Origin of the sequence: Faecalibacterium sp. OF03-6AC, assembly GCF_003478175.1 — a bacterium.
In the GTDB taxonomy this organism is placed as follows: Bacteria; Bacillota; Clostridia; order Oscillospirales; family Ruminococcaceae; genus Faecalibacterium; species Faecalibacterium taiwanense.
Window position 1 is genome coordinate 392,621 of record NZ_QUEN01000001.1, and the last position, 22,168, is coordinate 414,788.

Here is a 22,168-nt window from a genome sequence, read left to right on the forward strand (position 1 = left end):
GGTTACTACTATGGCTTCTGAGAAGATTACTGCCATCATCGACTCCGTTAAGGAGCTGTCCGTTCTGGAGCTGAAGGAACTGATCGACGCTTACTGCGAAGAGTTCGGTGTTTCCGCTGTTGCTGCTGCTGCTCCCGCTGCTGCTGGCGCTGCTGCTGCCGCTGAGGAAGAGAAGACCGAGTTCGACGTCATCCTGGCTGAGGCTGGCGCTACCAAGATGCAGGTCATCAAGCTGGTGAAGGAGATCACCGGTCTGGGCCTGAAGGAAGCTAAGGCTATCGTCGATGGCGCTCCCAAGGCTGTCAAGGAGAAGGTCTCCAAGGCTGAGGCTGAGGACATCCAGAAGAAGCTGACCGAGGCTGGCGCTAAGGTCGAGGTCAAGTAATTGAACCTCTTCTGAGAGTCGTTCATTCTTGAACAATGAGGTGTCCGTACCGAAAGGTGCGGGCATCTTTTTTTGTTTGATGATCGGCATGTCTTTTCCGCATTCAAAAACTATGCTATACTGTTCTCAACAGGAGGCGCGGCAGAGTCTTTGTCCCCTCTGCCGCAAAAAGAGAGTTTATGGAGCACCGCAACTGGAACAAAAACAACATCCGCACTTCCCTTTTGGGCTACGGCTGTATGCGCTTTCCCATCAAAGCCGACGGCACCATTGACGAAGAGCGCGCCGAAGCTTTGCTGAACACCGCTAAGGCCGCCGGTGTCAACTACTTCGATACTGCCTATCCCTATCACAACGGCCAGAGTGAGCCGTTTGTGGGCCGCGTGATCGCCAAATGGGACCGCAGCAGCTTTTATCTTGCCACCAAAATGCCGCTGTGGAACTGCAAAAGCCTGAACGATGCCAAGCGTATTTTTGAAGAGCAGCTGCAGCGGCTGGGCGTGGACTACATCGACTTCTACCTGCTGCACTCCCTGCACAAGGCCCGGTACGAAAAGGCAAAAGCCATGGGCCTTGTGGACTGGCTGTGGCAGCAGAAGGCCGCAGGACGCATCCGTAATTTCGGCTTTTCCTGCCACGACAACTCTGCCGGATTTGAGTATATTCTGCGCGACCAGCCGTGGGATTTCTGCCAGCTGCAGTACAACTATCTTGACCGGGACGACCGTGCCGAGGAGATCTCCGGTGACCGGGGCTATCAGCTGACCGAAGAATGCGGCGTGCCGCTTATCATCATGGAGCCCATCAAGGGCGGCACGCTGGCATCCCTGCCTGCAGACGCCGCCGCACCGCTGCACGCCCTGCGTCCGGATGCCACCGATGCCTCTTGGGCTCTGCGCTGGGTGGGCAGCCACAAAAATGTGCACGTGATCCTCTCCGGCATGAGTGCTGAGGATCAGCTGACCGACAACCTTGCCACCTTTGACCATTTTGAACCGCTTTCCCCCGCCGAGAATGCCGCTGTGGAAAGCGTAGCCAACGAGCTGCACCGCCGCATCAAGATTGGCTGCACTGGCTGCCGGTACTGTATGCCCTGCCCCATGGGGGTGGACATCCCGGACAATTTCAGCATCTGGAACAAGCTGGGCATGTTCGGCCAGAAGGATGCCATCAAGGCCCAGTGGACCACCCGCTTCCCGGACAGCGAAAAGGCCCTGCACTGTGTGCGCTGTGGTAAGTGCGAAGCCGTCTGCCCGCAGAAGCTGCCCATCCGCGATTCTCTGGCACAACTGCAAAAGGAGCTGGACGCACTGTAAAAATCAAGCCATGAGGTCCTATAGGATATCTCATAAACCGAGGGTGATCGTATGATAAAAATAGCTTTTTTTGACGTAGACGGGACCCTGCTCCAGCTAGGCAGTAAGGAGCCGTCCCCCAAAACTGTGCAGGCTTTACAGAAGCTACGGGCAAACGGGGTCTTGTTATGCATGGCAACTGGCAGAGGCTATCTCTCCGTCCCGCATTTTGAGAGCGTTGACTTTGATATCTGGCTGACTTTCAACGGCTCTTATGTCCGCAGCAAGGATACTGTGCTCTTCAAAAACCCACTGGATGTTGACGACAAGTATCGAATTTTGCAAAATCTGAAACAGATGCACCGGGCGGCTGCCATCAGCAACGAGCACTTTATCGTGACGAACGGAACCGACCCGGATCTGGCACAGTATTTTTCCTTTGGCAGTGAGAAGCTGATGGTCTCCGATCGTTTCGATGCACTGTGCGAGGAGGAGATTTATCAGATCATGTGCTCCTGCAACAGCGCCGAATACGCGCAGATCTTACAGGGGACCCACGCCACACAGATCACCGCATGGTGGGACAAGGCAGTGGACATTATTCCGCTCTCCTGTGGCAAAGGAAACGCCGTGAGAGCCATCTTGGCGCATTACGGCTTTTCAAAGGCAGAAGCCATTGCTTTTGGAGATGGTCGAAACGATATTGAGATGCTGGAAGCAGTTGGTACCGGCGTTGCCATGGGAAATGCGCTCAACGAGGTCAAGGCAAGGGCTGCTGTTATCTGCCGTTCCGTGGAAGAGGACGGCGTCTACCATTACTGCCTTGAAAACCACCTCATTTGAACGAAACATCTTTCATCTTCCGGCGTTTATTACAAAAGGCTGCTGCACAGCATTTGTGCAGCAGCCTTTTGAGGTTCTTATCGTCTTACCACAACCGGATGACCTTGATCACACTTTCAGCCTTATCGCGGGCCAGCTCCAGATGGTGCTGCAGGGAATCTGCAGCACTGTCCCAGTTGTCGGCCAGAGCGGCATCCAGAATTTCCAGATGTTCGTCACAGGTCTGCTCCTGATTGATCATGCTCACCTTGCCGGTCATGATGCGGAAGCGGGTGTTCAGACCGGTGATGCGGTCATACGCCGAACGCAGGTACTTGTTGGGCAAAGTGCTCATGAGCAGTTCGTGGAACTCATCGTCCGACTCGCAGAAGTCGGTGATGCTGTCCGGGTGATGCATCAACTCGGCAAATGTCTCCAGCTGTTCCCGCGGGATGCCGCTGCCATAAGTACGCAGGGCGTAAGGCTCCACCAGCAGGCGCATCTCGAACATGCTGTGCACGTCCTCCTCGGTGATGCCGGAAACCATCAGGCCCTTCTTGGGCAGAATGGTGATCAGGCCTTCCTGCTCCAAGCGGCCAAGAGCATCCCGCATGGGGGTGCGGCTGATGTTGCCCATCTCGGCACAAAGCTTCTGCTCGTTCAAAAACTCGTTGGGCCGGTACTCGCAGTTCAGGATCTTGGTCTTAAGGTACTGGTATGCCTGCAGCTTCAGGCTCGGTTTGGTCTGCGACTCCATTTCTTTCATGTTCTGCACAACTCCTATTCCCTTTTCCCTTGTAAAGAAAAAGGTTCTTCTCCTATAATACTCTGGGGCGCATGCTTTTTAACTTCAAAGCATCTTGTATTCTTGCTGCAATCCAAGTAGTATTCCAGTTCTATTATTTCATAATAGGGCAATTATTACAATACTTTTTTATGAACTTTGGCGCGTTTTATGTTTTATCCAATTTTTATGCCTCATTTTTGCCAAAATCAACAAGTTTTTTTGTGCTTGTAGCCAATGCCGCTTCTTTTAGCCCGGTTCTTTTGCATCCAATGCAAAAATATGCTACAATGTAAAAAATATTGAAAAGGGTGTGGATCTCTCTTATGGCACGAAGCGACGGCTACAATACCAAGACCCGTCAACTGATTTTAGATTATCTCATCAACAACCGACAGCACGCGGTGAGTGCTTCCAACATTCTGGAGCATCTGGAAGAGCAGGGCGCAAGTCCCAACCCCACCACGGTGTACCGCTATCTGGACAAGCTGGCCGGGGAGCAGCGCATCATGAAATACGTTGCCGACAAGGGCGAAAAAGCCGTGTTCCAGTACGTGGACGAGGGCCGCCACTGCCGGGAGCATCTGCACCTCAAATGCGTGCAGTGCGGGCGCATCTATCATCTGGACTGCCACTTCATGGACGAAGTGCGCGCCCACCTGATGGCAGAGCATGGCTTTACCCTGCAGTGTGAGGGCAGCGTTCTGTATGGTTTGTGCCGCCACTGCGCCCAAAAAGAGGAACAGTCCGACTCTGATGGTCAAACCGCACAAAAATGCGCCTGCTGTGTTGACACGGACAAAAAGCCGTGATACAATGCATGCAAGAAAAAGCGTTGACCGGGAAAAGTAAGGTTTCAATGTCCTCTTTCAGAGAGTGCGGGTAGGTGGAAGCCGCGCAGAGAGCGAAACCCGAACGAACACCCGCAAGCTTCCCCCTGAACCTGTTTGTGCAGCAGTAGGGGCCGACGTGCGCCGCTCGTTATCGCGGCAGTGCTTTCAACGGGGAGAGCGCACAAAAGTGACTGGCATGGTTTTATGCCGGTAATTTAGGTGGCACCACGGATACGGCAGCATATTCGTCCTAGCAATTGGGATGAATGAGCTGCCGTATTTTTTATTTAAAAAGAGGGGTAAGAAATATGTGTTGTGTTATGGGCTATACCGGGCACGATCTGAGTGCCGCCAAATTCAAGGAATACCTGCTGCGCACGGTCATGCGCGGCCCGGATGACCAGCGTGTGGTGGAAGGGCCTTTCGGTCTGATGGGCTTTGGCCGCCTTGCCATCATGGGCCTGACCCCGGAAGGCATGCAGCCGTTCTACCGCGGTGCCGACTGCGTGGTGTGCAACGGCGAGCTGTACGGCTTCCGCTTTGAGAAAGAGATCCTCAAGCGCCGCGGCTACAAGTTCCAGTCCGACTGCGACTGTGAGATCCTGCTGCCGCTGTACTATGAGTACGGTCTGGATATGTTCCGCCACATGGACTCCGAGTTCGCGCTTATCATGTACGATTCCCGCAAGGACCGGCTCATCGCCGCCCGCGACCCCATCGGCATCCGTCCGCTGTTCTACGGCTACTCCAAGTCCAGCCACCAGATCGCATTCGCCTCCGAGATGCAGAACCTCATTGGCTGGTGCGATGACATCCGGCCCTTCCCCATTGGCAGCTACTACTGTGATGGCCGCTTCGTCCGCTATGAGGACATTGCCGATGTGCCCGCCCCCATGCAGGACGACATGGACACCGTGCTGCGGAACATCCGCGAAAAGCTGATCGCAGGCGTAGAGAAGCGTCTGGACGCAGATGCCCCGGTAGGCTTCCTGCTTTCCGGCGGTCTGGATTCCTCGCTGGTGTGCTCCATTGCCGCCAAGAAGCTTGGCAAGCCCATCCGCACCTTTGCCATTGGCATGGACACCGACGCCATTGATCTGAAATATGCGCGCCAGACCGCAGAATATCTGGGCAGCGAGCACCACGAGATCATCATCAACCGGGATATGGTCATCAACAGTCTGGAAGAGGTCATCCGCCTGCTGGGCACCTGGGACATCACCACCATCCGCGCCAGCATGGGCATGTACCTGCTGTGCAAGGCCATCCACGAGCAGACCGATGTCCGCGTGCTGCTGACCGGCGAAATTTCCGATGAGCTGTTCGGCTACAAGTACACCGACTACGCCCCCACCGCCGATGCCTTCCAGCAGGAGAGCCAGAAGCGCATCCGTGAGCTGTACATGTACGATGTGCTGCGCGCCGACCGCTGCATCTCCTCCAACAGCATCGAGGCCCGCGTGCCCTTTGGTGATCTGGATTTTGTGCGTTACGTCATGGCCATTGACCCGGAAAAGAAGCTGAACAGCTACGGCAAGGGCAAGTATCTGCTGCGCAAGGCCTTTGAGGGCGATTGGCTGCCGCCGGAGATCCTGTGGCGCGAAAAGGCCGCCTTCTCGGATGCCGTAGGCCACAGCATGGTAGACGACATCAAGGAGTATGCCGAAAGCCTTTACACCGACGAGGAGTTCCAACTGCGCCGTGCAAACTATTCGGCCCACTGCATGCCGTTCACCAAGGAAAGCCTGTTCTACCGCGAAATTTTTGAGAAGTACTACCACGACCAGAGCCGCACCATCGTGGGCTTCTGGATGCCCAACAAGGCATGGCCGAACTGCAACGTCAACGACCCTTCGGCCCGTGTGCTGGCAAACTACGGTGCTTCCGGCGTGTAACGCCAGACCATTTTGAATGCGCTCCGCTTTGCTTTGCGCATGAATAGCGGAAAGAATATTCTATAATTTGTAGATCGGGAAAATCTGCGGATTTTCCCGATCTACTTTTTCACGAGAGGGAACCCTCTTCGTCACCTGCGGTGACACCTCTCCCAAAGGGAGAGGCTCTGGCGAAACTGGAAACTTCGCAGTTGAGCTGGAAACCTTGCCGCCATGCCAAGGGCTCTCCCTTTGGGAGAGCTGCCGAGCGGAACGAGGCTGAGAGGGCGAGCTCTTCCCCCACTGCGCCGCCGCTTCCATAGGAAGCAGGCGCAGCATCCGCCCCTTGACGTCCAAGCACCATCTGTGAAAATGCAATGCCGGGCGGTCCGCAGACCGCCCGGCATTGCTCTATTAAAATTATTTTTCCGCTATTCATGCCCAAAGCGCACGCGGCGGACATTCTAAATTGTTGTGTTACATCCTGATTTTTTGTGCCGCGCGTGCAATGGACGCAAGCAGAGCCACCAGCCGCTTTTCGTCCATCTGGCCGCAGTAGCTGGTGAAGGTGTAGTAGCAGCCCTGCACGCAGAAGGAAAGCACGATCTTACGCACCACATCGGCATCAAACGAGGGGTCGCTCTCCGAGATGCATTTGCTCATTGCAGCTTCCACGCGGTTGATGAACAGCCCCTGACGGGAGCCGGAAAACAGAATGCCGATCTCGGTCTGCTTCCGGGTAAACGCCCGGAACATTTCCCGGGTCAGCCACTCGGTGCGCTCGCTTACATCACGGGCGGTCAGCTGCGGCAGGCTTTCCACCACCACCTCCACCATTTCGTCCTCCATGGCGTTGGCCAGCGCATAGATATCCTGATAATGCGCATAAAAGGTGGACTTATTGATGCAGGCCAGATCGCACAGTTCCTTGACCTTGATCTTTTCCAGCGGTTTCTGCGCCCGCAGCTCCATGAATGCCTGCTTGATGGCACGCTCCGTTTTTTCAATGCGAATATCCAGAAAACCCACCTCTTTTGCTTTTTCGTTGATTATCCAACCATTTTCCTGTTTTGCGGATAGACAAGGCCCTCAGCCTTTTTTATACTGGGTCTATCCCCATCCGCATCACTCCTTGCGGTACAGGATGCCTTTTTCTTCCAGCTCTTTTTTGATGCGCTCAAAGCTCCCGGCATCCGGGCAGTGCAGGGTGTGCAGATGCACTCCGCCAGTCATGCGGCTCAAAAGCGCTTCCGGCGTGTCCTTGGCCTGCTGGATGAAGTTGTCCACATCGTAGCGGCTGGCAAGGTTCAGGTTGCCGCGCAGCTCGCCATACAGGCTGTTCTCCACGGCCACATCCACCACGATGCCGCCCTGATCCACCACGGTGTACAGCTCGGTGCGCATCTCGTCCTCGGTGCTGTGCACGCAGGCCAGAATGGCGGTATAGCCTTTTTCCGCCGGATGCAGCTGATAGCCCCGGGGCGTTGCATCGATCTGCGCACCGCCTGCCCGCAGCAGAGCCACATCCCCCACCACGATCTGGCGCGAGACCCCCAGCAAAGCCGCCAGTGCGCTGGCACTGACCGGTGCTTCGGCCCCGCTGAGCCGTTTCAGAATGGATTCTCTGCGCTGCGCTGCATTCATGGTTTTCAAAGCTTCCTTTCCGCTTTACGGTATTATGCTCTTATTGTAGCAAAAGACGGCGGATCATGCAAGAATGCGTTTACTTTTCCAGCTGCAGGATGGTAGCATAATTGGAGGGCAGCTGCACTTTCATGCGGCCCCACTCCATGCTGGTCAAAACGGGCTGTGCGCCCACCGTGTCGGCCAACAGGTCCTTTGCAGAGGATGCCTCCACCGGCAGCTGGAATTCCAGCTGTGCGGGACTGTCGCCGTTGTTCAGCACCACGACGCAGGCCTTTCCATCCAGCACCCGGGCAAAGGCATAGCACTGGGTGGTGAGCTGCAGCTCTTTCACCTCGCCGTCGGTCAGCTCCGGCAGCTCCGCCTTCAGTCTGCCCAGTGCGGCATACACGCTGGTGACAGGGTTGGTGGTCTCAGCGTCCTTGAAGTCGGAAAGTTCCAGGCAGGGGCGCAGCGGCCAATCGCTTCCCCACTCTTTTTTGCCTTCAATGCCAAATTCTGAGCCATAATAGATGGACGGAATGCCCCAAAGCGTATATACTAGAATTGCAATGTGGCGGATGTGCTCCCGGTTGCGCAGCTTGTTGGGCAGGCGCTCCACATCGTGGTTGTCCGAGAACAGATACAGCCGGGTATCGTGGCACAGGCCCTGCAGACGGCGCATGGTGTGGGCGATCTCGAAATAGTTGTGGTCGTTGTGGCCGCTCCACAGGCCCTTGTGCAGCTCGTAGTTCGTGACCGAGTGCAGCATCTCCGGGTTTGCCCAGCGGCTGTAATCGCCGTGGATCACCTCACCCATCAGCCAGAACTCTGGCTTTACCTCGTTGGCAAGGCGGCGCAGACCGCGCATAAAGTCAAAGTCCAGCACATCGGCTGCGTCCAGACGGATGCCGTCAATGTCAAATTCATCCACCCAGAAGCGGATGGTATCGTAGTGGTAGTTCTGCACCTCCGGGTTGCGCTGGTTCAGCTTGACCAGCAGATTGAAGCCGCCCCAGTTTCCGTAGGAAAAGCCGTCGTTGTACTCGTTGTTGCCCCAGAAATTCACATCGCAGAACCAGTCCTTATAGCGGGCGTTCTCGCGGTTTGCCTTCAGATCCTGAAACGCAAAGAAATCGCGGCCCACATGGTTGAACACGCCGTCCACGATCACCTTCTGTCCCCGGGCATGGCACCGGGCCACAAAGTCCTTGAATTCTGCGTTCGTGCCAAGGCGGCGGTCTACCAGCCGGTAATCGATGGTGTCGTAGCCATGGGAACCGCTCTCGAACAGCGGGCCGATATAAATGGCCGTGCAGCCGATGTCCGCTGCGTGCTCAGCCCATGCGTTCAGTTTATTAAACGCGCCGGGCACCGCCTGCCCATCGTTCTCGTGTGCGCAGCCGCACAGCCCCAGAGGATAGATGTGATAAAATACCGCGTTGTCATACCAAGCCATTGTTCATACCGCTCCCATACAAAAAAATCAGCCTCCGCCCACTGCGGCGGCAGGAATAGTATAGCACAGAATCTGTAAAACATGTTAATTTTTGCTGATTTTTGTCAAGAATCGACAAGAATATCAGCCACTATGCCCCATTTCGTCTTGTTCTTATTGGATATATTGCCCAAACACCTGTGTCACATGCAGTGCCGCCGGGCGCTGCCTATCATAGAATGTAAGGAGATCTTTGCATGAATTACCCCGCCATTCCCCGTGAATTCTTCAATGGAGACTGCTTTGATGCCTATCGCATCCTTGGTGCGCATCCCTGCTCCGACAACGGCACCGAAGGGTGGCGCTTTGCGGTGTGGGCCCCCGGTGCCACGGCAGTGGAAGTCTGCGGCGGCTTCGACGGCTGGGAGGCAGGCGTGCCCATGGAAAAAGCCGATACCGGCGTGTGGAGCGCATTCGTCCCCGGCCTTGCAGAGGGCGACCTTTATAAATACCGGGTGCATGGCGCCGACGGCAGTGTGGTGATGCGCAGCGACCCCTACGCATTTTCCACCGAGCTGCGGCCGGGCACGGCCAGCCGTCTGGCAAAACTGGACTTTCATTTTGATGACAGTGCATGGATGGAGCGCCGCGACAAATGCCGCAACCGCCCGCTGAACATCTACGAGATGCACGTTGGCAGCTGGCGGCACAAGCCCGGCAGCAAGCAGGAGGACGGCTCAGACGGCTGGTACAACTATGAGGAGCTGGCCAAGGAGCTGATCCCATGGCTGCTGGACCATCACTTTACCCATGTGGAGCTGCTGCCGCTGGCCGAACATCCCTTCGACGGCAGCTGGGGCTACCAGACCACCGGCTATTTTTCCGTCACCAGCCGCTACGGCACCCCCGCCCAGTTTGCCGGCTTCGTCAACGCCTGCCACCGCATGGGCATCGGCGTCATCATGGACTTTGTGCCGGTGCACTTTGCCGCCAACGCCGACGCTCTGGCAAAGTTTGACGGCACCTACCTCTACGAGTACGACAGCGATGTGGGCCACAGCGAGTGGGGCACCTGCAACTTCAACTACTACCGCCGCGAGGTGTGCAGCTTTTTGAACAGCGCTGCCGCCCTGTGGATGGACGTATACCACTGTGACGGTATCCGTATGGATGCCATCTCCCGCGCGCTGTACTGGCAGGGCGACCCGAACCGCGGCGTGAACGAGGGTGCCGTGAACTTTCTGCGCAGCCTGAACCACGGCCTGAACGAGCGCTGGCCCACCGGCATCTACATGGCAGAGGACTCCACCAACTTCCTCAAGGTGACAGCTCCCACCCGCTACGACGGCGTGGGCTTCGACTACAAGTGGGACATGGGCTGGATGCATGATACGCTGGACTATTTTGCCACCCCCTTCGGTGAGCGGCCAAATGCCTACGGCAAGATCGTTTTCAGCATGCACTACTTCTACAACGAGCTGTATCTGCTGGCGCTGAGCCACGACGAGGTGGTGCACGGCAAAAAGACCATCATTGATAAGCTGTGGGGCACCTATGCGGAAAAATGCGCCCAGCTGCGCACCCTCTATTTTTATATGTACATGCACCCGGGCAAGAAGCTGAACTTCATGGGCAACGAGATGGGACACTTCCGGGAGTGGGACGAAAAACGGGAGCTGGACTGGGACCTGCTGAAATACCCCTTCCACGATGCGTTCCAGAAGTACTTTGCCCACCTGTGCCGGGTGTATTCCACTGAGCCTGCACTCTACGATGGCGAGTACAACCCCGACTGCTTTGAGTGGGTGGCCTGCGAGAGCCGCAGCGAGGGCGTGTACGCATGGCTGCGCAAGGGCCGGGGCGAAAACCTGCTGTGCATCATGAACACGCAGGACCACGCCCACAAAAAGTTCCCGCTGTATCTGCGCTTTCCCTGCAGTGCCGAGGAGGTGCTGAACACCGAATCCCCCGAGTGGGGCGGTGCACTGAAGGGCCGCCGCAAGACAAAGCTTCACACCACCGATGGCGGTGTGTTTGGTCGGGACTATACCCTTACAGTAGACCTGCCTGCCATGGGCAGCTGCCTGCTGCGCCTTGCGCCGGAGGCCCCGAACCCCGATGCGGCCCGCATCAGCGCCAACAAAGCCCTGAACGCAAAGCGCCGCGCTGCCCGCAGCACAAAGGCCACAGCCAATTCCAGCAAGTAATATTCGTTTCAAAATGTCCCGTCTGCGTTCAAAGCGGCGGGACATTTTGTTGTTTTCCGTGCACAGCGGCTGGACAGTGCAGATTTTGCTTGCTATACTGTAGCTGTGATATTCTGCAGCTGAGAGGTTTTTGGGATGAGTGGAATCGTTTCCCGTCTGTCTGTCCTTGGCAAGGTCTGGCTGGGCCTTGCTGCCGGAGCGATGGCGCTTATCGTATTCGGCCTTGCCGCACCGGGCAGCGGCCTGTTTTTCCCGTTGCTGAGCCTGTGGTGCAATGCAGCGCTGTTTGCGCTGGCGCTGCTGGTGCTGCGCCGGGCCGGTGTGGAGCTGGACCTGTTCCACAAGGCGGTGCTGGTGGGCCTGTGGGCAGCGGCCGTGCTTTACTTTTACTGGACCCTCAGCAGCCGCACCTTCCTCTACCACTGGGACTACGTAAACTACATTCTAAAGCAGTATCATGCCGAAGCCGCCTTTGCCCAGAGCACAGGCGCAGGCTTCCGGTTTCTCCTCGATTCCATCACCGAGGACTATACGAATTTCATCACCCTGTTCACCGAGTTCCCGTTCTGCCTGAGCGGCAAGACCGGCGACGACTACGCATTCTGTCAGGTATTCAGCGTACTGCCCAGCCTGCTGGTGCTGCTGGCGGGCCTGACGGTCAAGGTGGGCCGGATGCTACGGGTAAAGAACCGGTTCTGGTATTTCCTCATCGGCTTTTCGTGGTGCGCTACTTTCCCGTTCGTGCGCATGTCGGCGGTGCTGGGCCAGCCGGACTGGTTCGGGCTGATCTTTGCCTTCATGCTTATGCTGCTCACACTGGACTACCGCTTTGACGGCATCGATCTGCCCCGCTATCTGCTCATCTTCGCCGCCACGGCGGGCATCATCCTCACCCGGCGCTGGTACTTATATTTTGTGGTGGGCTACTGCTTTGCCTACGTGGTGATGCTGGCAGTTTCCAGCATCCGGCTGGCAAAAAGCGGCCAGCAGTCCCGGGCTGTGCACCGCCTCGTCCGGCTGGCCGTGTTCGGCCTGTGTGCGGCCGGGGCCATGGTGCTGCTGCTTCTGCCCATGGTGCGCAAAATTTTAAGCTTTGACTACGCCGGGCGCTACTCTTACTACAACTTCGGCGGCATCACGCTGGAGCTGGCCGCACAGACACTGCGCATCGGTTTGCTGAACTTCATCCTCATCGGAATGGGGCTGTGGTTTGCCGCAAAACGCCGTCTGCCTGCCCTGCCCTGCCTTGCAGGGGCAGAGCTGCTGGTGAGCCTTGTGCTGTTTACCCGGGTACAGAACACCGGCTCCCACCAGATGCTGCTGTTCGTGCCGGGGTGGCTGCTGCTGTTCCTCGTTGGTTCCGCCGCACTGGCCGACGGCCTGAAAAAACACACCGCCGTCAAGCTCTGCTACTGGGGCTTTACCATGGTGTTTGCGGTGTCCGTGCGCTGCTCGCCGCTGACCACCGTTGCTCTGCCGGGCTTTGTGGTGGATCATTTTCCCCTCAAGGCCGTGTCGGAATTCGTCCGGCTGGACAAGCTCACCTACGACCGCACCGATGCCGCCCAGATCCAGCGCGTGGACGACTGGATCGATGCCCACTGCGATGCGGAAAAGGGCGAGTTCGCCTACATGATCCCCCACGATATGCTGTACAACTCGGACATATTCCAGTACGCCGCCCTGCCGGACATCCAGCTGCAGGGCAAGCTGGCCGCCGGCATCTCCATCCCGGGCACCCACGAGTTCCCGGTGCGGTTCTTTGAGGCGAAGTATGTGCTCACCGCAGAGCCGCTCCCCCAGACCTTTGTCAGCGGTGGCGAGCTCTCCGGCCGGTGGAATGCCCTCTTCTGCGCCGCGCGGGATGAGCACTTTACGCAGGCCGCCAGCTTTGACATGGGCAACGGCACCGTGTTCACCGTGTGGGAGCGCACCGAGCCTGCCGACCGGGCTGAGGTGGAATATTATCTGGATGCCTTCGCGCAGGAGGATGCCCTCTACCCCGAAATGTTCTCGCAGGTGGCGGAAGCCTGGCTTGCCGGACATGGACTTTAAATTGCAAACGCTTTGGATATAAAAGGAGTATTTCCCATGGAACAGAATGCGAACGCCCTGCCCAAGGTCACGCTGGGCCAATACAAGGGGCTGGAATTCACCCGCCGGGTGCGCCCGGTATCGGAAAAGGCCGTGGAGCTGGAGGCTTCAAACCTCACCCGCACCCATGCCCCCTTTCTGCCGGTGGAGCTGCCCGCCGCACGCGGGATGCGCGTCACGCTGGATTTTGAGGGCTTCATGGACGGCGCACCCATCCCGGACAGCCGAATGGAAAATGTCACGGTGGTGCTGGGCACCGGTCAGCTGATGCCCGCCGCCGAGGATGCCGTGTACGGCCACAGGGCAGGCGAGAGTTTCCGGTTCGATTTTACCTATCCCGCCGAGTTCCGGGTGCCGGAGCTTTCCGGCAAAACAGCACAGTTCGCCATCACCCTGCACACCGTGGAGCAAAAGCAGCCTGTACCGCTGGACGATGCCTTTGCCAAGACACTGGGCTTTGATACGGTGGATGCCCTGAAGGAGAGCATCCGCGAAAAGAAGCGCCGCTCCCACGAGGCCAACGCCGACCGAATTGCCGGAGCCGCCCTGCTGGGCATGGCCGGTGCCAACCTGACGGCGGAGCTGGATAACGCCATTCTGGACCAGAATGCCGACCATGACATGAACGCCCTGCGCGAACGGCTGCGCCGCAGCAAGATGACCATGGAGCTGTACTGCAAGGCAGGCCAGACCACACCGGACGAGGTGCGCGCCGCCTTCCGCCGGGATGCCGAGCGCAAGATGCGCAGCATCCTTGCGGTGCAGGCCATAGCCAAGGCCGAACAGATCACCGTGTCCAACGCAGAGGTGGATGCCGAGTACGTCCGCCTTTCCAAGCTGCACGATACCCCGGAAGCCGAGATCCGCAATGTGCTCAGCCGGGACGCTGTGGCCTCTGCCGTGACCACTCAGAAGGTGCAGCGTTTCCTGATCGACCACGCAAACATCACTTCGGTTGTGGAAAAGGAGTAAACTATGGGCTTTTTTACACGCACCGCGATGGATATGCTGATGAAAACTACCCATCCCGAGATCAACCGCCGCCAGTGCTGGAACCTGCATCCCCATCGCAAGCCCTGCACCGAGTGCAAGGATATCTGCCCCTATGGCGAACAGATCTTTACCCGCCCGAACCTCGTCAAGGACTGGGACCCCTGCACCGAGTGCGGCCTGTGCGTCTCTGCCTGCCGCAGCGGCTGCATCATCCCTTCGCCAGAGCAGGTGCAGCGGGACACCTCTGCCGCCGATACCGACAATGACACCATCTGGATCGGCTGTGAAAAATCCACCCGCAAAAATAGCGTGGTGCGCACCTGCATTGCGGCCCTCACATGGGAGACGCTGGCCTACCTTGCCCTGAACAAAAAGATCGTGCTGGACCTGACCCCCTGCGGTGAATGTGAGAACGACCTGTGCGCCGCCCAGCTGCGCAAGGAGCTGACAAGGCTTGTGGATTTCTTTGGCCAGCCCATGTTCGAGGCACGGTTCACTCTGGCCTACGAGCCGGACGAAGCGCTCTACCACGTAAAGGAGCTGAGCCGCCGCGAAATGTTTGAGCAGGTGAGCCACGGCTCCAAGAGCGGCACCAAAAAGCTGCTGCAGATGCTGCCCGGCCTGCACAGCGAGGACGACGGCGGTGTGGATTTCCGCCTTTTGCTGCACCAGCGCACAAAGCAGCTGAAGGCATCCATGGAAACGCCGCTGAAGTACGGCTACTACCTGCCCAACTTTACCGATAAATGCTTTGGCTGCGGCAAGTGCGAAAAGGCCTGCCGCGCCGGTGCGCTGAAGCTGGAGGACCTGCCCGACGGCCAGACCCGCATCGTCATCACGCCGTGGAAGTGCAGCGAGTGCGAGGTGTGCGTGGCCTCCTGCTCCAACCATGGCATCGACGGCATGAAGCTGCGCCAGCTCACCACCCTTGGCCCGGTAAGTGTACACAAATGCACCAAGACCCTGTGCAAGGAATGCGGCAAGCCCATTGCGCCGGGCAGTGTGGATGGTGTGTGCACCGTGTGCCGCATCAAGGCTCGCACCAAAAAGCGGCAGGAAGAAGCCGCTGCCAAGGCAAAGCAGCTGCGTGAGGAACGCGAAGCCAAAAAGGCTGCCGAGGAGGCCGCAAAGGCAGCGGAGGAAGCCGGTGTCGCTGTTTCTGCCGAGACCGCTGCCGCCCCCGCGGAAACCGCCGTGGCCGCTGCCGTGCCTGCTGCGGCCGGTTCCGTCATCACAGCGCTGACCCCGGAAAAAGCAGCCCCCGCCGCGCTGGACGAAGCCCCTGCTGCCGCACCGGAAAACACCGCAGAAAAGGATGTGCCCGACACACCGAAAAACGATTGACGGCGCACAGATTCAATGCTATACTGACCATAAGACCACGCACCGTGGCCACCGACTGTTACAAAGGGGTAACGGAGCTATTTCCGTTACCCCTTTCTTATCCCAAAGCACGAAGCAAGCTTTTGCCAAGATCTTACGAAAGAAGGATTTTACTATGGCTCATTCCATCTCCCGCCGCCAGTTCCTGCAAGGCAGCGGCGCAGCCGCCCTTTCTGTGGCAGCGGCTGGTCTGCTGAGCAGCTGCGGCGGCTCTTCCGCTTCCAATGGCGGCAGCACCGGCGCTGCCGGCAGCAGCTCCACCTACACCGTGCTGTATTCCCGTCAGCCCGCCACCCTGAACTATCTGGTCTGCTCAGCTGACCCGGACCTTTACCACGGCACCCAGTGCATCGACACGCTGGTGGAGTACGACAACCGCGGCAAGATCCGGGAGGGCCTTGCCACTGCTTGGGAGTGGGATGCCGACAGCCTGACATGGACCTTCCACCTGCGGGATGAGAACTGGGTGGACTGCAACGGCGAGGTGCTTGGCCCTGTGACCGCGCAGGACTTTGTGGATGCGCTGGCCTATGTGCTGGACCCGGACTACGCATCCTCCACTGCAAGCCTTGTCACCCCCTATGTGGCCGGTGCGGACGACTACTATAACTACTGCGTTTACCGCAACAACGCCAATAACGGCACCGTGGCCGAGGACGGCACCACCTACGCCATTGATGCCAACGGCACCGTGACCGCCGCTGCCGCCGACGGCACCACCACCGAATACCCGGCTGTGGATTTTTCCACAGTGGGCGTGAAGGCTGTGGACGACCACACCCTGACCTACACGTTGAACTTCGACTTTCCTGGCTTCCTCAGCCTGTTGAGCTATGCTCCCTACGAGCCTGCCTACGGCCCGCTGCTGGAGGAGTTTGCCGACCAGTTCTGCACCAGTGCCGAGACCGCCTGCAGCTGCGGCGCGTTCTATCTGGCCGAGTACACTCCGCTGGAAAACTGGGTGATGAAGAAGAACCCCGAAAACTACGATGCCGACAGCGTTTACATCGACACGGTGCGCTACATCTACAATCAGGAAGAGCTGATCAGCGGCCCGGAGATGGTCAAGCGCGGCGAGATCGATCAGGCTACCATCAGCTCCGACATTCTGGACAGCTGGCTGGCCGACGACACCACCAAGGACATGGTTTCCATGGAGCGCCCGGAAACCGGCAAGAGCTACTTCTACATCTTCAACTTCCTGCCCTACCGCCACGAGTTCTCAAACTGGACCGTGACCGGCGTGGATGCCCAGTACGAGCCGGACAATTGGGCCAAGGCCATCAACTCCACCAACTTCCGCAGGGCTTTCCTGTATGCCATCAATCCGTCTGTGACGCTGGCCGTCACCGCGCCGGAAGGCTACGATAACTACAAGCTGCACACCATCACTCCGCCGTCCTTCTGTGCCAACAGCAAAGGCGTGGATTATACTGAGTGCGGCGGCCTTGCAAACCTCTCCGACTTCTTTGACGAAGCCAAGGCCAAAGAGTACCGTGATGCCGCCGTGGAAGAGCTGACCGCCGCCGGTGTCACCTTCCCCATCAAGATCCAGTATCCGTACAACCCCGCTGTGGTGGACTGGGACAAGCAGTGTCAGGTGTTCAAGCAGCAGGTGGAAGCCGTGCTGAACGACGGCTTCGACTTCATCAGCATCATCATCACGCAGGGTCCGTCCGACAACTTCCTGAACGCGGTGCGCCGGGCGGGTGCCTACCAGCTGATGTCCTACTACTGGGGTGCCGATTACTCCGACCCCGAGACCGAGGTGTACCCCTTCTATCAGGAAGCCGGCGACCGCGGCACCTGCTACAGCTTCCTGCGCACCGGCGTGGAGGACGGCATCGTGACCGGCGAGACCGCCGACCTCGTGATGCAGTACATGTCCATGGTGGAGAACGCCAAGACCATCACCGAGGATCTGGATGCCCGGTACGAAGCCTTTGCGGATGCCGAAGCCTTTCTCATTGAGAACGCACTGGTCATCCCGCTGGGGATGCCGGTGCCGCCCTACATTGCCACCCGCCTGAACCTGTGGGAGGGCCAGTACGCGCCCACAGGCCTTTCCACCAACCGTCTGAAGGGCGTGCACATCCTCGACCACTACGTTTCCATGGACGAGTATAATGCCAACCGGGATGCGCGGTAAAAACTGAATCGGAAACTCCCCCAGTCTGCTGCGCAGACAGCCCCCTCTGGGATGGGGCCTCTGGCGAAACCGGAAACTTTCCCGTCATGCCAAGGGCTCCCTCCCCGAGGGAGCTGGCTTTGCGCAGCAAAGGCTGAGGGAGTTTTTGTTTGCTCCTCATTTTCCCGCAAAAACTCACAAATCCCTTTCCAAAAGGCGCAATTTGCGGTATGCTATATTTACTTGTATTTCAATCGAAAAGAGAGGTGCACAGCTATGGTGCAATATCTCGCAAAACGCATCGGGCGTTCCATTCTGACCCTGTTCGTCATTGTGACGCTGGTGTTCTGCCTGCTGCGGCTCATGCCGGTGGAAGGCTACTTTGCAAACTACGAAAAAATGACCGAGGCACAGATCCAGGCCGGTTTGCAGTCCATGGGCCTGCTGGACCCGCTGCCGGTACAGATCGGCCATTTCTGGGTGAACGCTTTGCACGGTGATCTGGGCGTGAGCCACATTTACAAGCTCAACGCTCCCGTGACCAGGATCCTTGCCCAGAAGCTGCCCATTTCCATCGAAATGGGTGTGCTGGCCATGCTGCTGAGCCTTGTGCTGGGCATCCCGCTGGGCCTTGTCATGGGCCGTTATAAGGGCCGCTGGCCGGATAAGCTGGGCACGGCATTCATCGTGCTCATTCAGGCGGTGCCTGCGGCAGTGTACTTTTTGTATATCCAGATGTACGGCACCACCGCCATGGGCGTGGGCCTGCTGTTCGACGCTTCCGACTGGCGCTATTGGGTGCTGCCGGTGTGCAGCATGAGCCTTGCAAACCTTGCGTTCTACGCCATGTGGCTGCGCCGCTATATGGTGGACGAGAGCAACAAGGACTACGTCAAGCTGGCCCGCGCCAAGGGCGTGAGCGAGAACAATATCGCCCTGCACCACGTATTCCGCAACGCCATGGTGCCACTAGTGCAGTACATTCCCTCCGCATTCCTGAACACCGTCGTCGGCTCCATCTACATCGAAAGCCTGTACAGCATCCCGGGCATGGGCGGCCTGCTGGTCACCTGTGTGCAGCGCCACGACAACACCATGGTGCAGGGCATCGTGCTGCTGTACGCCTGCGTGGGCATCATCGGCCTGATCTTGGGCGATGTGCTCATGGTGCTCATTGACCCCCGCATCAACTTTGGCAAGAAAGAAGGTGGACGCTGATGCTCTCTTTTCTGAAACGCGAAAAATCGAAGCAGCTGGAGGATAAGCTGAATGCTGCTCAGGCACAGCGCCGCACCGGCTGGGAAAATCTGCCGGAGGATGAGCTGTTCACCCCCGCCGGGTTCAGTGAGGCGCAGGCCGAAGCCACCGCCAGCTCCAACTACAGCTACTGGGGCAGCACCTTCCGTGCCTTTTTCAAGAACAAGTTCGCCGTGGCCCTGCTGATCGCGCTGGCAGCTGTGGTTGCCTTTGCATTCATCCAGCCCCACCTGCCCGGCCAGGCTGACCCGAACCTGTGCGCCGTGGACCCTGTGACCGGCATCCAGTACCGCAACATCGCCCCCGGGCAGGACGGCTTTATCTGGGGTTCCAACTCCATCGGTCAGGACCTGTGGACACGCATCTGGGCCGGTGCACGCACCAGTCTGACTATCGCCTTCTTCGTGGCCCTCATCGAAGCTGTGGTGGGCATTACCGCCGGTGTGCTGTGGGGCTATGTGCGCGGGCTGGACTTTGTGTTCACCGAGTTGTACAACATCTTCGATAACATTCCCACCGCCATCGTGCTGATCCTCATTTCCTATGTAGCCACCCCCAGCATCTGGACCATGGTCCTTGGCATGGCCATCAAGGGCTGGATCGAAATGGCACGCTTCATCCGCAATCAGATCCTCATCATCCGCGACCGGGATTACAATGTGGCATCCCGCTGCATCGGCACGCCCACCATCCGCATCGTGCTGCGCAACCTGCTGCCGTATCTCGTCTCGGTCATCATGCTGCGCATGGCCCTCACCATCCCGGAAGCCATTGGCAACGAGGTGTTCATCACCTACATCGGTCTGGGCCTGTCCGTGGAGACCCCCTCGCTGGGCAACCTGGTCAACGACGGCCGCAAGGTGATGATGCAGGCCGGGCTGCGCTACCAGCTGCTGTACCCCACCCTCATCCTGAGCTTTGTTACCATTGCGTTCTATCTGATCGGCAACGCTTTCTCGGATGCTGCCGATCCGAAGAACCATCTGCAGTAAGGAGGGGATATCATGGAACACAACCAGCTCATTCTCTCCGCAAAAGATGTCAACATCCAGTTCAACCTGCGTGGAAAAGTGCTGCATGCCATCCGCGGCATCGACCTTGACCTCTATCAGGGCGAAGTGCTCGCCATCGTGGGCGAGAGCGGCTCCGGCAAGAGCGTGTTCACCAAGAGCTTCATGGGCCTGCTGGATGCCAACGGCTCCATTACCAGCGGCACCATTGATTACTACGGTATGGCAGAGGGTGCACCGCTGCGCCTTTCTGACATCAGAACCGAAAAGGACTGGCTGCGGGTGCGCGGCCGAGAGATTGCCATGATCATGCAGGACCCCATGACCAGCCTGAACCCGCTGAAGACCATCGGGGCTCAGATCATGGAAGCTGTTGCCCTGCATCAGGGCTTAAAGGGTGCTGCCGCCAAGGAAAAAACGCTGGAATACCTGCGGGATGTGGGCATCTCTGACCCGGAAAAGCGCTTTAAGCAGTACCCGCACGAGTTCTCCGGCGGCATGCGCCAGCGTGCGGTCATTGCCATTGCGGTGGCCTGCAGCCCCAAAATTCTGATCTGCGACGAGCCTACCACCGCACTGGACGTGACCATTCAAGCCCAGATTTTGCAGCTTTTGAAGGAGATGCGGTTCAAGTACGATCTGACCATCGTCATGATCACCCACGATCTGGGCGTTGTGGCAAACATTGCAGACCGCGTGGCTGTGATGTACGCAGGCGATATCGTGGAGATCGGCACTGCTGACGAAATTTATTACGATCCCCGCCACCCCTATACATGGGCACTGCTTTCCAGTATGCCCCAGATGGGCGTGAAGGGCGAGGACCTGTTCAACATCGTGGGCACACCGCCAAACCTGTTTGCGGAAATTCGCGGCGATGCTTTTGCGCCCCGCAACCCGCAGGCGCTCAAAATCGATTTTGTCAAGCGCCCGCCTTACTTTGAGGTAACGCCCACCCACAAGGCCAAAACATGGCTGCTGGACCCCCGGGCACCCAAGATCGAGCCGCCTGCTGCGGTAAAAATGCTGCGAGAGGAGGGGCTGTAAGATGGGAAATGAACGCGAAGTTCTTGTGGAAGTGAACCACCTGAACGTGACTTACGGCTCCGGCAAAAAAGCATATGAAGCTGTGCAGGATGCCAACTTTAAAATTTATAAGGGCGAGACCTTCGGCCTTGTAGGCGAAAGCGGCAGCGGCAAAACTACCATTGGCCGCGCCATCCTGCGCATTCTGCCCACCTCCGGCGGCGAGATCCTTTATAAGGGCCAGAAGATCAACGGCAGAATTTCCCGCCAGCTGGACAGGCAGATCATCAAAGAGATCCAGATGATCTTTCAGGACCCGCAGTCCTCGCTGAACGAGCGCGCCAAGGTGAGCTATATCGTGGGCGAGGGCCTGCAGAACGTCCGGCCTGATTTTTCCACCGCCCAGCGGGAGGAAAAGGTGCGTCAGGCTCTGCTGGACGTGGGTCTGCTGCCGGAATTTGCCTCCCGCTTCCCCCACGAATTTTCCGGCGGACAGCGCCAGCGCATCGGCATTGCCCGGGCCCTGATCGTGGAACCGGAGTTCATCATTGCCGATGAGCCCATCAGCGCACTGGATATGTCCATCCGTGCACAGGTGCTGAACCTGCTGCGCCGCCTGCAGAAGGAACGCGGCATCACCTACCTGTTCATCGCCCACGATCTTTCCGTGATGCGCTACATCTCCGACCGCATCGCCGTCATCCGCAAGGGCCGCATCGTGGAGCTGGCCGAAGCTGAAGAGTTGACGGTCCACGCCATCCACCCCTATACCCGCAGCCTGCTTTCCGCCATTCCCATGCCGGACCCCCGCCGGGAGCGGCAGAAAAAGCTGCTGGTGTACGACCCCGCCATGCACGACTACTCCAGAGAGGCCCCCCAGTGGCGCGAGCTGCGGCCTGCGCATTTTGTGCTGTGCAGCGCCGCCGAGGCGGAGCAGTGGCTGCCGCGCTGACCCCTGACATTTCGGGCTGAATCGTTGTTTTACGGCTCTTTTACGCAACGTTCATAGTTTATTC

The 22,168-nt window shown here is 58.1% G+C and carries 18 protein-coding genes and 1 other annotated feature; of the genes, 14 read left to right on the forward strand and 4 right to left on the reverse strand.

Translation table 11 applies throughout. The annotated features are described in order from the left end of the window. Positions 1-10 precede the first annotated feature (10 nt). The 3 genes from rplL (at position 11) to DXA66_RS01865 (ending at position 2,523) form a co-directional block, all read left to right on the forward strand. The gene (gene rplL / locus DXA66_RS01855) at positions 11-385 is read left to right on the forward strand and encodes a 50S ribosomal protein L7/L12 (RefSeq protein WP_005944525.1); all 375 of its coding nucleotides are present in this window, start codon (positions 11-13) and stop codon (positions 383-385) included. Positions 386-564: 179 nt separating this feature from the next. Then, a complete protein-coding gene (locus DXA66_RS01860; protein WP_118526458.1) occupies positions 565-1,701 on the forward strand; it encodes an aldo/keto reductase in 1,137 nt (378 codons plus the stop codon). A gap of 51 nt (positions 1,702-1,752) precedes the next feature. Further along, positions 1,753-2,523 (forward strand): HAD family hydrolase, encoded by a 771-nt coding sequence (locus tag DXA66_RS01865; protein ID WP_118526460.1) that lies wholly within the window; start codon positions 1,753-1,755, stop codon positions 2,521-2,523. Positions 2,524-2,608: 85 nt separating this feature from the next. Here the strand turns inward: DXA66_RS01865 and DXA66_RS01870 are convergent, their stop codons facing one another. Continuing rightward, entirely contained in the window at positions 2,609-3,268 is a 660-nt protein-coding gene (locus DXA66_RS01870; RefSeq protein WP_097781559.1) for a GntR family transcriptional regulator, read from the reverse strand. Positions 3,269-3,612: 344 nt separating this feature from the next. Between DXA66_RS01870 and DXA66_RS01875 the strand changes: the two genes are divergently transcribed. Further along, positions 3,613-4,098 (forward strand): Fur family transcriptional regulator, encoded by a 486-nt coding sequence (locus DXA66_RS01875; protein ID WP_097775183.1) that lies wholly within the window; start codon positions 3,613-3,615, stop codon positions 4,096-4,098. A 14-nt stretch (positions 4,099-4,112) separates the two neighbouring features. Further along, positions 4,113-4,375: a binding site (T-box leader), on the forward strand. 52 nt (positions 4,376-4,427) lie between these two features. Then, the gene (gene asnB, locus DXA66_RS01880) at positions 4,428-6,014 is read left to right on the forward strand and encodes an asparagine synthase B (RefSeq protein ID WP_044954057.1); all 1,587 of its coding nucleotides are present in this window, start codon (positions 4,428-4,430) and stop codon (positions 6,012-6,014) included. A gap of 456 nt (positions 6,015-6,470) precedes the next feature. On the opposite strand, the gene DXA66_RS01885 is transcribed toward asnB, so the two are convergent. The 3 genes from DXA66_RS01885 to DXA66_RS01895 all read right to left on the reverse strand — a co-directional run bounded on the left by DXA66_RS01885 (position 6,471) and on the right by DXA66_RS01895 (position 9,075). Beyond that, positions 6,471-7,022, reverse strand: a complete 552-nt coding sequence (locus DXA66_RS01885; RefSeq protein WP_118526462.1) for a TetR/AcrR family transcriptional regulator — start codon at positions 7,020-7,022, stop codon at positions 6,471-6,473. A gap of 96 nt (positions 7,023-7,118) precedes the next feature. Then, positions 7,119-7,637, reverse strand: a complete 519-nt coding sequence (locus DXA66_RS01890; protein ID WP_005944532.1) for a transcription repressor NadR — start codon at positions 7,635-7,637, stop codon at positions 7,119-7,121. 79 nt (positions 7,638-7,716) lie between these two features. Continuing rightward, complete coding sequence (locus tag DXA66_RS01895) at positions 7,717-9,075, reverse strand: alpha-amylase family glycosyl hydrolase (RefSeq protein ID WP_005944533.1); 1,359 nt, start codon at positions 9,073-9,075, stop codon at positions 7,717-7,719. A gap of 236 nt (positions 9,076-9,311) precedes the next feature. On the opposite strand from DXA66_RS01895, the gene glgB reads away from it, so the two are divergent. From glgB to DXA66_RS01940, 9 genes are all read left to right on the forward strand, one after another. Next, positions 9,312-11,261 (forward strand): 1,4-alpha-glucan branching protein GlgB, encoded by a 1,950-nt coding sequence (gene glgB, locus DXA66_RS01900; protein ID WP_118526464.1) that lies wholly within the window; start codon positions 9,312-9,314, stop codon positions 11,259-11,261. 135 nt (positions 11,262-11,396) lie between these two features. Then, the gene (locus DXA66_RS01905; RefSeq protein ID WP_118526466.1) at positions 11,397-13,316 is read left to right on the forward strand and encodes a hypothetical protein; all 1,920 of its coding nucleotides are present in this window, start codon (positions 11,397-11,399) and stop codon (positions 13,314-13,316) included. 36 nt (positions 13,317-13,352) lie between these two features. Then, entirely contained in the window at positions 13,353-14,327 is a 975-nt protein-coding gene (tig, locus tag DXA66_RS01910; RefSeq protein ID WP_118526468.1) for a trigger factor, read from the forward strand. 3 nt (positions 14,328-14,330) lie between these two features. Further along, positions 14,331-15,692, forward strand: coding sequence for a 4Fe-4S dicluster domain-containing protein (locus DXA66_RS01915; RefSeq protein WP_118526470.1), 1,362 nt, complete (start codon positions 14,331-14,333; stop codon positions 15,690-15,692). Between the two features lie 154 nt (positions 15,693-15,846). Then, complete coding sequence (locus DXA66_RS01920; protein WP_243089012.1) at positions 15,847-17,880, forward strand: ABC transporter substrate-binding protein; 2,034 nt, start codon at positions 15,847-15,849, stop codon at positions 17,878-17,880. Positions 17,881-18,135: 255 nt separating this feature from the next. Next, positions 18,136-19,077 (forward strand): ABC transporter permease, encoded by a 942-nt coding sequence (locus DXA66_RS01925; protein WP_118526474.1) that lies wholly within the window; start codon positions 18,136-18,138, stop codon positions 19,075-19,077. After that, entirely contained in the window at positions 19,077-20,108 is a 1,032-nt protein-coding gene (locus DXA66_RS01930) for an ABC transporter permease (RefSeq protein ID WP_118526476.1), read from the forward strand. Before DXA66_RS01925 ends, DXA66_RS01930 begins: the two co-directional genes overlap by 1 nt. A 12-nt stretch (positions 20,109-20,120) precedes the next feature. Beyond that, positions 20,121-21,173: an ABC transporter ATP-binding protein gene (locus DXA66_RS01935; RefSeq protein WP_118526478.1), complete on the forward strand. Its 1,053-nt coding sequence runs from the start codon at positions 20,121-20,123 to the stop codon at positions 21,171-21,173. Between the two features lies 1 nt (position 21,174). Continuing rightward, entirely contained in the window at positions 21,175-22,104 is a 930-nt protein-coding gene (locus DXA66_RS01940; RefSeq protein WP_118526480.1) for an ATP-binding cassette domain-containing protein, read from the forward strand. Positions 22,105-22,168 lie beyond the last annotated feature (64 nt).

Coding starts and splice junctions, on each gene's coding strand:
- rplL (WP_005944525.1), top strand. CDS start 11: ATGGCTTCTGAGAAGATTACTGCCATCATCGACTCCGTTAAGGAGCTG.
- DXA66_RS01860 (WP_118526458.1), top strand. CDS start 565: ATGGAGCACCGCAACTGGAACAAAAACAACATCCGCACTTCCCTTTTG.
- DXA66_RS01865 (WP_118526460.1), top strand. CDS start 1,753: ATGATAAAAATAGCTTTTTTTGACGTAGACGGGACCCTGCTCCAGCTA.
- DXA66_RS01870 (WP_097781559.1), bottom strand. CDS start 3,268: ATGAAAGAAATGGAGTCGCAGACCAAACCGAGCCTGAAGCTGCAGGCA.
- DXA66_RS01875 (WP_097775183.1), top strand. CDS start 3,613: ATGGCACGAAGCGACGGCTACAATACCAAGACCCGTCAACTGATTTTA.
- asnB (WP_044954057.1), top strand. CDS start 4,428: ATGTGTTGTGTTATGGGCTATACCGGGCACGATCTGAGTGCCGCCAAA.
- DXA66_RS01890 (WP_005944532.1), bottom strand. CDS start 7,637: ATGAATGCAGCGCAGCGCAGAGAATCCATTCTGAAACGGCTCAGCGGG.
- DXA66_RS01895 (WP_005944533.1), bottom strand. CDS start 9,075: ATGGCTTGGTATGACAACGCGGTATTTTATCACATCTATCCTCTGGGG.
- glgB (WP_118526464.1), top strand. CDS start 9,312: ATGAATTACCCCGCCATTCCCCGTGAATTCTTCAATGGAGACTGCTTT.
- DXA66_RS01905 (WP_118526466.1), top strand. CDS start 11,397: ATGAGTGGAATCGTTTCCCGTCTGTCTGTCCTTGGCAAGGTCTGGCTG.
- tig (WP_118526468.1), top strand. CDS start 13,353: ATGGAACAGAATGCGAACGCCCTGCCCAAGGTCACGCTGGGCCAATAC.
- DXA66_RS01915 (WP_118526470.1), top strand. CDS start 14,331: ATGGGCTTTTTTACACGCACCGCGATGGATATGCTGATGAAAACTACC.
- DXA66_RS01920 (WP_243089012.1), top strand. CDS start 15,847: ATGGCTCATTCCATCTCCCGCCGCCAGTTCCTGCAAGGCAGCGGCGCA.
- DXA66_RS01925 (WP_118526474.1), top strand. CDS start 18,136: ATGGTGCAATATCTCGCAAAACGCATCGGGCGTTCCATTCTGACCCTG.
- DXA66_RS01930 (WP_118526476.1), top strand. CDS start 19,077: ATGCTCTCTTTTCTGAAACGCGAAAAATCGAAGCAGCTGGAGGATAAG.
- DXA66_RS01935 (WP_118526478.1), top strand. CDS start 20,121: ATGGAACACAACCAGCTCATTCTCTCCGCAAAAGATGTCAACATCCAG.
- DXA66_RS01940 (WP_118526480.1), top strand. CDS start 21,175: ATGGGAAATGAACGCGAAGTTCTTGTGGAAGTGAACCACCTGAACGTG.